This window comes from Microbacterium kribbense, assembly GCF_039537285.1.
Taxonomy (GTDB): Bacteria; Actinomycetota; Actinomycetes; order Actinomycetales; family Microbacteriaceae; genus Microbacterium; species Microbacterium kribbense.
Genome location: NZ_BAABAF010000005.1, coordinates 170,739 through 182,979 on the forward strand (window position 1 = coordinate 170,739; position 12,241 = coordinate 182,979).

Here is a 12,241-nt window from a genome sequence, read left to right on the forward strand (position 1 = left end):
TCAGGCGCCGAGCCGGTCCCAGGCGAGCCGGGCCAGCGCAGCGGCGAGGTCCCCGAGGACCGCGTCGTCGAACACCACGAACGGCGAGTGGTTGTAGGCGGCGGTCGCCACATCTATCTCGGGCGGTGTGCACATCATCATGAAGAAGGTGCCGGGCACCTCGTTCAGCACGAACGAGAAGTCCTCCGAGCCCATGATCGGCTGCGGCATGAGCAGGACTCGCTGTTGCCCGAGCAGGTCCCGCAGCACCTCGATCGTGCGCTCCGTCTCGGGGGAGGTGTTCACCGTCACCGGGAACTGGGCGGTGAGCTCGACCTCGGCGGTGCAGCCGTGCGCGGCGGCGATGCCGTCGGCCAGCCGCTTCGTGCGGTCGGCCACCAGGTCGAAGGATGCGTGTGACAGGGTCCGCACCGTGGCGTGCAGGCTCGCCGCATCGGGGATCACGTTCAGCGCCTTGCCCGCCTCGAGCATCGTGACGCTGATGATGACCGGATCGAACGGGTCGAAATCGCGGGTGGCCATCACCTGCAGCGCCGTGACGATCTCGGCGAGCGCGGGAACCGGGTCGACGGCGGTGGACGGCATCGACCCGTGCCCGCCGCGGCCGTGCACCGTGATGGTCAGGGCGTTCGCGCCGGCCATCAGGGGGCCCAGCCGCGTGCCGGCCACGCCGAACGGCCCTGGTGCGACATGGGCGGCGTACGCGGCGACCGGACGCTGCCCGGCGGCCTCGAGCAGGCCCTCTTCGAGCATGATCTCGGCTCCGCCGTGCCCTTCCTCGCCGGGCTGGAACATGAACACGACCGTTCCCGGCAGCTCGTTCCGGTGTGCGGCCAGCAGCCGTGCCGCACCGATCAGAGCAGTCGTGTGCAGGTCGTGCCCGCACGCGTGCATCGCGCCGCTGGTGGATGCATAGGCCAGGCCGGTCTGCTCCTGTACGGGCAGTCCGTCCATGTCGCCGCGCAGCAGCACGACCGGGCCGGGCCGGGCGCCGCGCAGGATGCCGACCACCGAAGTCGTCCGAGTGCCCAGCGTGATCTCCAGGCCGAGGTCGGCGATCGCATCGAGCACGCGCCGCTGCGTGCGCGGCAGGTCGAGGCCGATCTCGGGGTCACGATGCAGCTGGCGGCGCAGGGTCTGCAGCTCAGGCAGGAGGGCGGCGCCCTCGATCAGGAAGTCCATCGTCGGCCTCTTCTCGGTGCGATCCTACGACCCGCCCGGCAGGTCGCTCTGCAGCCGGCGGGTCAGCTCGGCGACTGGCATGCGCCGGGGGAACACCGCCACGACGATGTCGTCGTGCGCGGAGACATCCTCATCGAGCACGCCGAACCTGCGCATCGCGTCGTCCAGCGCGTGGCGCAGCACGGAAGCCGGCACCCGCTTCGACCCGCGGATCAACCGGCGCAGCACGTGGTTGTGGATCGAGGTCACGACCGCCGAGAAGCTCACCGCGTCGATCGGGTCCAACCCCGGCAGCGCCTGGCGCAGGTACTCGTCGAACAGGCGCTCGTAGCGGAACACCGTGACGATCTCGCGCTCGCGCAGCGCCGGCACCTGGCGCACCACGGCATAGCGGCGGCGGGCCAGCTCGGGGTCGGCCGCGAAGTGGCGGAACACCTTGAGGCAGGACTCGCGCACCGCCTCCCACGGGTTCTCGTGCGGAGCGGCCAGGTACTCGCGCAGCATCGTCAGCAGCAGCTCGTGGTCGGCGAAGACGACGTCGTCCTTGCCGCCGAACTGGCGGAAGAAGGTCGAGCGCGACACCCCGGCCGCCTGTGCGATCTGCTCCACCGAGGTGGACTCGAAGCCCTGCCGGCTGAACAGGTCGAGCGCCGCCGCCATCACGACGGTGTATGGCGGAGTGGCCGACCCGGACGTGCTCATCCCTTGAGCGTAGTCGTGCCACCGGCATCCGTTCACGACTGCCGTCCCTGCCATGGCAACACCGGATGAGGGCACCCAGGTGCCGGTAGTAGGCTGGGTGATTGGTCGATTTATCTCGACGTCGAGACGTTTTTCGCCTCATGACCCTGCATACGTCCCAACGAAGGATTGCACGTGGATCTCTACGAGTACCAGGCACGAGACCTGTTCGAAAAGTACGAGGTGCCGGTGCTTCCCGGCATCATCGCCGACACCCCCGAAGAAGTGCGCGCCGCGGCGGCCAGGCTCGGCGGCGTGACCGTCGTCAAGGCGCAGGTCAAGGTCGGCGGACGCGGCAAAGCCGGCGGCGTCAAGGTGGCCAAGACGCCCGACGACGCCTACGAGGCGGCCCAGGCGATCCTGGGGCTGGACATCAAGGGCCACGTCGTCAAGCGCGTGATGGTCGCCGGCGGCGCCCAGATCGCCAAGGAGTTCTACTTCTCGGTGCTGCTGGATCGCGCCAACCGCACCTACCTGTCGCTGGCCAGCATCGAGGGCGGCATGGAGATCGAGCAGCTCGCCGTCGAGAAGCCCGAGGCGCTCGCCCGCATCGAGGTCGACCCGCTGACCGGCATCGACCGGGCCAAGGCGCTTGAGATCGCCGCCGCTGCGGGCTTCGACGCCGAGCTGGCGCCCAAGGTCGCCGACGTCTTCGTAGGGCTCTACAACGTCTACAAGGGCGAGGATGCCACCCTGGTCGAGGTCAACCCCCTCGTGCAGACCGAATCCGGCGACATCATCGCGCTGGACGGCAAGGTCACGCTCGACGACAACGCCGCGTTCCGTCACCCCGACCACGAGGCGCTTGAAGACAAGTCGGCCGCCGACCCGCTCGAGGCCAAGGCCAAGGAGCACGACCTGAACTACGTCAAGCTGGACGGCCAGGTCGGCATCATCGGCAACGGTGCAGGCCTGGTCATGTCGACGCTGGATGTCGTCGCCTACGCCGGTGAGAAGCACGGCGGCGTCAAGCCGGCCAACTTCCTCGACATCGGCGGCGGGGCGTCGGCCACCGTGATGGCGGCGGGCCTGGACGTGATTCTGGGCGACGCGCAGGTCAAGAGCGTGTTCGTGAACGTGTTCGGCGGCATCACCTCGTGCGTGGCCGTCGCCGAGGGCATCGTGAAGGCGCTGGAGATCCTCGGGGATGCCGCGACCAAGCCGCTGGTGGTCCGTCTGGACGGCAACCACGTCGACGAGGGCCGCGCGATCCTCGCCGCTGCCGGAAACCCCCTGGTCACCCTCGCGGCGACCATGGATGACGGTGCCGACAAGGCCGCCCAGCTGGCGAACGCCTGAGCCGACGAGATAAGGAACAGAAGATGTCGATCTACCTCAACAAGGACTCCAAGGTCATCGTCCAGGGCATCACCGGCGGCGAGGGCACCAAGCACACCGCGCTGATGCTCAAGGCCGGCACCCAGGTCGTCGGCGGCGTGAACGCGCGCAAGGCCGGCACCACCGTCTCGCACGTCGACAAGGACGGCAACCCCGTCCAGCTGCCCGTGTTCGGCACGGTCGCCGAGGCCATCGAGAAGACCGGTGCGGACGTGTCGATCGCGTTCGTGCCGCCCGCGTTCACCAAGGACGCGATGATCGAAGCCATCGACACCGACATCCCGCTGCTCGTGGTCATCACCGAGGGCGTGCCCGTCGGCGACACCGCCGAGGCGTGGGCGTATGCGCAGTCGCGGGGCAACAAGACCCGTCTGATCGGTCCGAACTGCCCCGGCGTGATCACCCCGGGGCAGGCCCTGGTGGGCATCACCCCGGCCAACATCACCGGCCCGGGCCCGATCGGCCTGGTGTCGAAGTCGGGCACCCTGACCTACCAGATGATGTTCGAGCTGCGCGACCTGGGCTTCTCGACCGCCATCGGCATCGGCGGCGACCCGGTCATCGGCACGACGCACATCGACGCGCTGGCCGCGTTCGAAGCCGACCCCGAGACCAAGGCGATCGTGATGATCGGCGAGATCGGCGGCGATGCCGAAGAGCGTGCCGCCGAGTACATCAGGGCGCACGTGACCAAGCCGGTCGTCGGCTACGTCGCCGGGTTCACCGCCCCCGAGGGCAAGACGATGGGCCACGCCGGCGCGATCGTCTCCGGCTCGGCGGGCACCGCGCAGGCCAAGAAGGAGGCCCTCGAGGCCGCCGGCGTCAAGGTCGGCAAGACGCCGAGCGAAACCGCCGAGCTGATGCGCGCGATCATCCAGGCGCTCTGACGGGCTGCGCCGCACATGCGGCGCGCACGTATTAGCATTGAGGCGAAGGCCCCGGGCTCCACCCCGGGGCCTTCGTCATGCGGCATCCAGCCCTCCGCCCGCGTCGTGCGGGATCGGCGCAGATGTCTGCGTCGGCGGGTGCCGCACGCACAGGGTTCGGAGGATCGCGTCAACCTCGGATGTTCTGCCTGAATGGTCCGAAGTTCGTCGGATGCTCCGAAGTCTGGGAGGGCGTCGCCGCCTGGCCCCGCCGGTGCGTCCCGGCACCCGCCGGAACTACCGCGCGCAACAAACTGGCGCGCGAGGCCACCCGCCGGGCCGCGGCATCCGCTCACGCTATAGAAATTTGCATCCGCGCCCGTCTTCTTCGTGCGCGAATGCAAGAAACTGGCGCGCGAGCGAGCTGGCCCGGACGAGAACGAGAGCGGATGCCAGAAACCAGCGCGGGCGGCCACAACCCATCCCGCTTCACCGGTCCGCGCAGCGCGCCTCGCTGCGCGTCCGGCCCACCACCGGGCGTCCAGCCCACCGCGGGTCCCCCCCCCGCCACCGCGGGTCCGGCCCGCCACCGCGCGTCCGCGCCCACCACCCCGCCCGTTCGCGCCGAGCAGCCCGCCTTGTGGCGATATCGTGGGTGCATGCCATTGAGTGGAGAGTATCTGCCCAGCACCGCCGACTGGGCACGCACGCAGGCCGAGAAGTTCGAGCAGAGCGAGGGCGCCGACGCGAACACTCTGAAGGGGGCGCCGATCATCGTGCTGACCTCGATCGGGGCCAAGACCGGCGCGCTGCGCAAGACCGCGCTGATGCGCGTCGAGCACGAGGGCCGCTATGCGGTGGTCGCTTCACGGGGCGGTGCGCCGAAGGAGCCCGCGTGGGGGTCGAACCTGCGCAAGAACCCGCACGTCGAGCTGCAGGACGGCGCCGTCACGAAGGACTACCTGGCCCGTGAGGTCGACGGCGCCGAGCGCGCCCAGTGGTGGACGTACGCGGTCGCGGCCTGGCCGGCCTACGCCGAGTATGCGACGAAGACCAGCCGCAAGATCGCGGTGTTCGTGCTCGACCCGATCGAGCAGTGACCACTGCGGGATGCCCGGGCATCCCGCACGGTCAGACCTCGTAGCCGATCAGCCAGGGCACGCCGAACCGATCGGTGACCTGACCGTCGTGCGCGCCCCACGGCCGCGGCTGCAGCGGGTCGACGATGGTGCCGCCGCCGGCGGCGAGCGCGGCGAACCAGCGCTCGAGTTCGGCCGGCGCCGCGGTGCCCAGCAGCGAGAACATGACGCCGTCCAGGCGCAGCGCGCTCTCGCCGGCCCCGACGTCGGCCGCGAACAGCTCGACCGCGCCGCGCAGCATGCCGTGCGCGATGGCATCGGCGGGCCCGTCGTCACGGCCGAACTCGCCGAACGTGTTCAGCCCGACCTCGCCGCCGAAGACGGACTGGTAGAAGGTCAGCGCGGCACGCGCGGTGCCGTCGAAGTGCAGGTACGGTGTGAGCCCGGTCATCGCCTGACCCTCAGCCGCCGATGATGTGCTCGAGGGGGCCGCGCGCGAAGTAGATCACGAACCCGGCGGCGACGATCCACAGCAGCGGGCTGATCTCGCGTGCCTTGCCGGAGAGGCTGCGGATGACGGCCCAGGCGATGAAGCCCGCGCCGATGCCGTTGGCGATCGAGTACGTGAACGGCATCACCACGATGGTCACGAACACCGGGATCAGCACCGACATCTGGTCGAGGTGGATGCGGCGGATCTGCGACATCATCAGCGCGCCGACGACCACCAGCGCGGCCGAGGCGACCTCACTGGGCACGATTCCCACCAGCGGCGTGAGGAACATCGCCAGCAGGAACAGGGCGCCGGTGACCAGGTTCGCCACGCCCGTACGGGCGCCCTCGCCGATGCCTGCCGCCGACTCCACGAACACCGTGTTCGACGACGCCGAGGTGCCACCACCGACGACCGCACCGACACCTTCGACGATCAGTGCCGACTTCAGCCGCGGGAAGTTGCCCTTGCCGTCCGACAAGCCGGCCTCTTCAGCAAGGCCCGTCATGGTGCCCATCGCGTCGAAGAAGTTCGTGAACACCAGGGTGAACACCAGCATGACGCAGGCGATCACGCCGATGCGGCCCCAGCTCGAGACGATGTCGACCTGACCCACCAGGCCCAGATCGGGCAGGCTCAGCCACTGCGACGGCAGCGTCGGGATCGCCATCGACCAGCCGCCCGGGTTGGTGGCGCTCTTGGCGCCGAGGTGCCAGATCGCCTCGATGATCATCGCGACGATCGTGCCGGCCACCAGCGCGATCAGCAGCGCCGCCTTCACCCGGCGCGCCATCAGGATGCCGGCCAGCAGCAGGGTCAGCACGAACAGCAGCGTCGGGATCGTGGCGATCGAGCCGCCCACCCCCAGGCCCACGGGCGGCGATGGCACGCCGCTGGCGCTGACCAGGCCTCCGTCGACGGTGCCGATGAACGCGATGAACAGGCCGATGCCGACGGTGATCGCGATCTTCAGGTCCATCGGGATCGCGTCCATGATCATCCGCCGCAGCCCGGTGGCCGAAAGCAGCACGATGATCAGACCGTTGATGAGCACCAGGCCCATGGCCTCGGGCCAGGTCAGCTGCCCGACCACGCTGACGGCCAGGAACGAATTGATGCCCAGGCCGGCGGCGAACGAGAACGGCAGGCGCGAGACCAGGCCGAACAGGATCGTCATCACGCCGGCGGTCAAGGCCGTCACCGCCGCCAGCTGCTGGCCCTGCAGCACGTTGCCGACGACGTCCTTCGGACCGCCCAGGATGATCGGGTTCAAGATCACGATGTAGGCCATCGTCACGAACGTCACCAGGCCACCGCGGATCTCGGTGCCGAGGGTGGAGCCGCGCTTGCTGATCTCGAAGAACCGGTCGAACCCGTTCTTCGGCGGGCGCTCGGCTTCAGCCGTCGTTTCGGGTGCAGGGGCTGTGCTCATGTTGGGTCCTCCGAGAGAAACTTAGCGTTACCGGGACGTTTGCACAGCATCCATTCAGGAATCACCGCGATTGGCTCCCACGGGCGCGCCCGTGCGGGTGGATGCCGCGGTGCTGGGTAGTCTCGACTGCGCCCATGCATCGCCTTCTCGTCGCCCTGCTCGCCGCCTTCGACGCCCTGATCGTCGCTGCCGTCGGCGTCGCGGTCGTGCTCGCGCCGCTGACGCTGCTGTGGGTGCTGGGCATCGGTGCGCCGGACTGGTCGGCGCTGTGGCCGGCCACCGGCGCGGTCTGGCAGCTCGGGCATCTCGTGCCACAGGCGGTGCACCTGCCCGTCGAATACCTCACGGTGGCGGGGATCCCCGATGGTGCGGCCGCGTTCACGCTGTCGGTGGCGCCGCTGGCGCTGGCCGGGTTCACGGCGATCCGCGCCGCGCAGTCCGGTGCGCGGGCCGGCCGCAGCGGCGGCTGGCTGACCGGCGTGCTCAGCGGCACCGCGGTGTTCGCGGTGATCGGTGCGGTCATCGCGCTGACCACACGCAACACGGTGGTGGTCTCGCCGCTGTGGCAGGCGATCCTGTTTCCGGCTCTCGTGTTCGCCGTGCCCGCGCTGATCGCCGCCGTGGCCTGCGCGTGGCACGAGGACACCGGCATCCTGCGCCCGCTGCGCGAGTACCTGCACGATCTGCCCGGCGGCTGGCCGGAGGTGCCCGCCCTGGCGCTGCGCGGCGGCGCCATCGCGCTGACCGGTCTGGTCGCGGCGGGGTCGCTGGCCGTCGTGGTGGCGCTGCTGCTGCGCGGTGGGGAGGTCGTCGCCCTGTATCAGGCCGGCAATCTCGACGGCATCGGCGTGATCGTGGTCTCGCTCGGCCAGCTCGCGTACCTGCCCACGCTCGTGGTCTGGGGCATCGGGTTCGTCGCCGGCCCCGGCTTCAGCGTCGGCGTCGGCACCGCCGTCTCGCCCGCCGGCACGCAGCTGGGCGTCGTGCCGGGCGTGCCGATCCTGGGTGCCCTGCCCGCGTCGACCTCGCCGTGGCTGCTGGTGATCGTGCTGCTGCCGATCGCGGCCGGCGCCGTTGCCGGCTGGGTGCTGCGGCAGCGGATGTCGGAGCTGGTCGGCTCCCAGGAGTACGGCGTGCGCTCCGCCGTCGCCGTCGCGGTGGCAGCCTGCAGCGCGGGCGGCGCGGCGCTGCTGGCGTGGCTGGCCGGCGGGTCGATGGGACCGGACCGGCTCGCCGAGGCGGGCCCGCACCCGGGACCGGTGGCACTGGCCGTCGGCATCGAGGTGCTGATCGGCGCGGCGATCCTGCTGCTGGGCTCGCAGACGCCGGGCGCCGTCAGCGTCGTCGGGCGGCGCGAGCGCGGCGCCGGCGACCGGGTCGACGCGGCACCGTCCGCGGCGCCGGCGGCGCCGACCGAGGATGCGACCGACACGGTGCCGATCGACCCGGGCCTGCTCCGGGGCACCCAGCCCTGAAAAGAGCGAAGGGCGCGCGCGGGTAGACTGGGCGGGTGCTCACGGTCGCCGTCCTCATATCGGGCACGGGCTCGAACCTGCGGGCCCTGCTCGAAGCAACCGAAGAACCCGCGTATCCGGCGCGGGTCGTCGTGGTCGGCGCCGACCGCGAAGCGGACGGGCTCGACCACGCCGCCGACTACGACATCCCCAGCTTCACGGTGCAATACGCGCACTTCACCGACCGCGAGCAGTGGGGTGCCGAGCTGGCCGCCCAGCTGCGCGTGTGGAACCCCGACCTGATCGTGCTCAGTGGGCTGATGCGGCTGCTGCCGGCGTCGGTCGTCGCGGCCTGGCGCGGGCGCATCATCAACACCCACCCGGCGTACCTGCCCGAATTCCCCGGCGCCCATGGGGTGCGCGATGCGCTGGCCGCGGGTGTGGCCCAGACCGGAGCCAGTGTCATCCTGGTCGACGACGGCGTCGACAGCGGACCGATTCTCGCCCAGGAGCGCGTCAGCGTGCTGCCGGGCGACGACGAGCAGAGCCTGCACGAGCGCATCAAGCTCGTCGAACGGCGCCTGCTCATCGACGTGGTGCGGCGCGTCGCCGACGGCGAGCTCGATCTCGCCGCGGCATCCGCCCCCGTACCGCAACCCCGCTGAACGACAACCGAGGAGAACACATGGCCGGCCCCCGTCACGATCCGTCTCTGTACCGCGACCGCGATGTCGTGCCGATCCGGCGGGCGCTGGTGTCGGTCAGCGACAAGGCCGACCTGCTGACCCTCGCCGAGGCGCTGGCCGGCGCGGGTGTGGAGATCGTGTCGACGGGTTCGACCGGTGCGACCATCCGCGACGCGGGCTTCGCGGTGACCGATGTCGCCGCCGTCACCGGCGTCGCCGAGATGCTCGACGGCCGGGTCAAGACGCTGCACCCGAACATCCACGGCGGCTTGCTGGCCGACCTGCGACTGCAGTCGCATGAGGAGGAGCTGGCGAGCCTGGGCATCGAGCCGTTCGAGCTGGTCGTGGCCAACCTCTACCCGTTCGCCGAGACGGTGCGTTCGGGGGCGTCCGGCGACGACGTCGTCGAGCAGATCGACATCGGCGGTCCGGCGATGGTGCGCGCGGCGGCGAAGAACTTCGCCAACGTCGCCGTCGTGGTCGAGCCCGAGTCCTACCCGGCGATCATCGAGGCCGTGCAGGCCGGCGGCACGACGCTCGGTCAGCGCAAGCAGCTCGCCGCGCGCGCCTTCGCACACACCGCCAACTACGACCGCGCCGTGGCGACATGGTTCGCCGAAGAGACGCTCGCCGAGGGCGTGGACCTGCCGCAGCACCTGACCATCAAGGCCGAGCGCATCCAGCCGCTGCGCTACGGCGAGAACGCGCACCAGCGCGCCGCGATCTACTCGCGCGTGGGCGGCCACGGCATCGCCCAGGCCACGACACTGCAGGGCAAGGCGATGTCATACAACAACTACGTGGATGCCGATGCCGCGCTGCGCGCCGCGTTCGACATGGTGCTGCCGGCGGTGGCGATCATCAAGCACGCCAACCCGTGCGGCATCGCAGTGGCGGCGCCCAACGCGCTGGACCCGATCGCCAGCGCGCACGTGCGCGCGCACGCGTGCGACCCGCTGTCGGCGTTCGGCGGCGTGATCGCCGCCAACCGCACGGTCACGCTGAAGATGGCCGAGAACATGCGCGACATCTTCACCGAGGTCATCATCGCGCCCGACTTCGAGCCCGAGGCGCTGGAGCTGTTCGCGCTCAAGAAGAACCTGCGGGTGCTGCAGCTGCCCGCCGACTGGCAGCAGGAGCGGATGGACGTGCGCCTGGTCTCGGGCGGCCTGCTGCTGCAGGACGCCGACCGGTTCCCCGACGACATCGAGTCCGTCGCGAACAACTGGCAGCTCGTCTCGGGCGAGCGGCCCTCCGGCGGCGAGATGCAGAACCTGATCTTCGCGTGGAAGTCGTGCCGCGCGGTCAAGTCCAACGCGATCGTGCTGGCCAAGGACTCGGCCACCGTCGGCATCGGCATGGGACAGGTCAACCGCGTCGACTCGTGCAAGCTGGCCGTCGAGCGGGCCGGCGACCGGGTCACCGGGGCGGTGGCGGCATCCGATGCCTTCTTCCCGTTCTCGGACGGCCCGCAGGTGCTGATGGATGCCGGAGTGACGGCGATCGTGCAGCCGGGTGGATCGGTGCGCGACGACGAGACCATCGAGCTGGCCCGCGAGCGCGGCGTCACGATGTTCTTCACCGGCGAGCGGCACTTCTTCCACTGAGCCGTCGCCCGGCCATGCACGCGGCCGCGTTCCGTCCTGCGGAGCGCGGCCGTCCGCCGGCAGGGGCCGCGGCCGGTAAGGTCGATGCGGGAAAAGGGAGGACCCGCAGGTGATCTGGCAGGTCGAACAGGACACGCGCGCCGTCGAGGGCCTCGACGAGCGCGGGCGGGCGATCCCCGGGTACGCGGCCTCGCTGGGGCTGCTGCCGGCGCGCACCGGGCAGCGCGTGCTGGCCACGGCCTGCGAGGTCGTGCTCGGGGTGCTGCTGCTGCTGCCGGCGGTCGTGGCGCTGCCGGCGCTGATCTTGATCGCCTCCTCGGCCGACCCGGGGGCCGCACTGCGCACCCGCGGCGACGTGTTGCTCGTGATCGTCCTGCTCGCCGCGACCTGGGTGCTGACGGCGGCGTACACCGTCGTGCAGCTCGTGCTGCACGGCCGGGCCGGTGTCACAGTCGGCAAGCTGATCGCCGGCGTGCGGTCGGTGAATGTGCGCACGCTGGAGCGGCCCGGCTTCTGGCGCGGCGCGGTGGTGCGCTATCTGGTGCTGTGGGCGAGCTTCGTCGTTCCGATCGTCGGACCGGTGCTGGTGATCATGGTCTCGCCGCTGCTGGACCCGGAGCACCGCGGCCGCGGCTGGGCGGACCTTGCCGGTGCGACCTGGTTCGTGGACGTGCGCCGCGGCCTGAACCCCTATGACCACAAGCGCATGCGGATCGCCCGCAAGGCCGCCGCCACCGATCTGGACGACGTCGTGGTGCCGCTGCCCTCGCTGGCCACGCCGGCGCAGGATGCCGGTGGGCGCACGCCGTTCCCGCTCGCGCGCAGCACGGGTGGCGTGCTGGGCGCGCCGCGCACCGCTGGGGCCGGGCCGGCTGCGCCTGCCACGTCGGGCGGTGCGGCGCCCGCGCCCGCCGCAACTCCGGTGGGCACGGCACCCATCGCGCCCGTCGCCGTATCGTCGGCGGCTGCGCCGTCTGCACCACCGCCGGCCGGTGCATCCGCAGCCGGTCCGCGCGCCGAGCTGGTGCTCGATTCCGGCGAATGCATCGACGTCACGCCGCCAGGCGTTCTGCTCGGCCGCGCCCCCGCGCGTGCGTCCGGCGACGGCGACCTGGCGCTGATCCCGCTGGTGGACCAGACGAAGTCGGTCTCGAAGACGCACCTGGCCATCCTGTGCGTCGACGGCGGGTTCGCGGTCGTCGACCGGCATTCGTCCAACGGCGTCGCGATCGTGCGCAACGGGGCCCAGATCGAACTCGTGCCGGGCCGGCCGGCCGTCCTGGCCGATGGAGACGATCTTCGCTTCGGGGATCGACACGCCCGGGTCGGCATCGCCGGACACCTATGAGCCTGACCCGATGAG

At 70.8% G+C, this 12,241-nt stretch carries 11 protein-coding genes; 7 read left to right on the top strand and 4 right to left on the bottom strand.

What is annotated here, in order from left to right; translation table 11 throughout:
• Together ABD705_RS07900 and ABD705_RS07905 are read right to left on the bottom strand one after the other, a co-directional pair.
• A complete protein-coding gene (locus ABD705_RS07900) occupies nt 1–1,182 on the bottom strand; it encodes a M20 metallopeptidase family protein (RefSeq protein ID WP_344782293.1) in 1,182 nt (393 codons plus the stop codon).
• 24 nt (nt 1,183–1,206) lie between these two features.
• A complete protein-coding gene (locus ABD705_RS07905; RefSeq protein WP_344782295.1) occupies nt 1,207–1,884 on the bottom strand; it encodes a TetR/AcrR family transcriptional regulator in 678 nt (225 codons plus the stop codon).
• A 174-nt stretch (nt 1,885–2,058) separates the two neighbouring features.
• On the opposite strand from ABD705_RS07905, the gene sucC reads away from it, so the two are divergent.
• From sucC to ABD705_RS07920, 3 genes are all read left to right on the top strand, one after another.
• Entirely contained in the window at nt 2,059–3,222 is a 1,164-nt protein-coding gene (gene sucC, locus ABD705_RS07910) for an ADP-forming succinate--CoA ligase subunit beta (protein WP_344782297.1), read from the top strand.
• Nucleotides 3,223–3,245: 23 nt separating this feature from the next.
• Nucleotides 3,246–4,148: a succinate--CoA ligase subunit alpha gene (sucD, locus tag ABD705_RS07915; RefSeq protein ID WP_344782300.1), complete on the top strand. Its 903-nt coding sequence runs from the start codon at nt 3,246–3,248 to the stop codon at nt 4,146–4,148.
• 638 nt (nt 4,149–4,786) lie between these two features.
• Nucleotides 4,787–5,227, top strand: coding sequence for a nitroreductase family deazaflavin-dependent oxidoreductase (locus ABD705_RS07920; RefSeq protein WP_344782302.1), 441 nt, complete (start codon nt 4,787–4,789; stop codon nt 5,225–5,227).
• Nucleotides 5,228–5,258: 31 nt separating this feature from the next.
• Here ABD705_RS07920 and ABD705_RS07925 read toward each other — a convergent pair whose 3' ends face one another.
• Both ABD705_RS07925 and ABD705_RS07930 read right to left on the bottom strand, forming a co-directional pair.
• Complete coding sequence (locus ABD705_RS07925) at nt 5,259–5,657, bottom strand: VOC family protein (RefSeq protein WP_344782304.1); 399 nt, start codon at nt 5,655–5,657, stop codon at nt 5,259–5,261.
• Nucleotides 5,658–5,667: 10 nt separating this feature from the next.
• Nucleotides 5,668–7,131 carry an NCS2 family permease gene (locus ABD705_RS07930; protein WP_344782306.1) on the bottom strand — a complete coding sequence of 488 codons (1,464 nt, stop codon included), beginning with the start codon at nt 7,129–7,131 and terminating at the stop codon, nt 5,668–5,670.
• A 134-nt stretch (nt 7,132–7,265) separates the two neighbouring features.
• Here ABD705_RS07930 and ABD705_RS07935 point away from each other — a divergent pair, with 134 nt between their 5' ends.
• From ABD705_RS07935 to ABD705_RS07950, 4 genes are all read left to right on the top strand, one after another.
• Nucleotides 7,266–8,606, top strand: coding sequence for a cell division protein PerM (locus tag ABD705_RS07935; RefSeq protein WP_344782308.1), 1,341 nt, complete (start codon nt 7,266–7,268; stop codon nt 8,604–8,606).
• Between the two features lie 35 nt (nt 8,607–8,641).
• Entirely contained in the window at nt 8,642–9,250 is a 609-nt protein-coding gene (purN, locus tag ABD705_RS07940) for a phosphoribosylglycinamide formyltransferase (protein ID WP_344782310.1), read from the top strand.
• Nucleotides 9,251–9,270: 20 nt separating this feature from the next.
• Nucleotides 9,271–10,878 (top strand): bifunctional phosphoribosylaminoimidazolecarboxamide formyltransferase/IMP cyclohydrolase, encoded by a 1,608-nt coding sequence (gene purH / locus ABD705_RS07945; protein ID WP_344782312.1) that lies wholly within the window; start codon nt 9,271–9,273, stop codon nt 10,876–10,878.
• 109 nt (nt 10,879–10,987) lie between these two features.
• Complete coding sequence (locus tag ABD705_RS07950) at nt 10,988–12,226, top strand: RDD family protein (protein WP_344782314.1); 1,239 nt, start codon at nt 10,988–10,990, stop codon at nt 12,224–12,226.
• Nucleotides 12,227–12,241: the final 15 nt, after the last annotated feature.

Coding starts and splice junctions, on each gene's coding strand:
- ABD705_RS07925 (WP_344782304.1), bottom strand. CDS start 5,657: ATGACCGGGCTCACACCGTACCTGCACTTCGACGGCACCGCGCGTGCC.
- ABD705_RS07930 (WP_344782306.1), bottom strand. CDS start 7,131: ATGAGCACAGCCCCTGCACCCGAAACGACGGCTGAAGCCGAGCGCCCG.
- ABD705_RS07900 (WP_344782293.1), bottom strand. CDS start 1,182: ATGGACTTCCTGATCGAGGGCGCCGCCCTCCTGCCTGAGCTGCAGACC.
- ABD705_RS07935 (WP_344782308.1), top strand. CDS start 7,266: ATGCATCGCCTTCTCGTCGCCCTGCTCGCCGCCTTCGACGCCCTGATC.
- sucD (WP_344782300.1), top strand. CDS start 3,246: ATGTCGATCTACCTCAACAAGGACTCCAAGGTCATCGTCCAGGGCATC.
- purH (WP_344782312.1), top strand. CDS start 9,271: ATGGCCGGCCCCCGTCACGATCCGTCTCTGTACCGCGACCGCGATGTC.
- ABD705_RS07905 (WP_344782295.1), bottom strand. CDS start 1,884: ATGAGCACGTCCGGGTCGGCCACTCCGCCATACACCGTCGTGATGGCG.
- ABD705_RS07920 (WP_344782302.1), top strand. CDS start 4,787: ATGCCATTGAGTGGAGAGTATCTGCCCAGCACCGCCGACTGGGCACGC.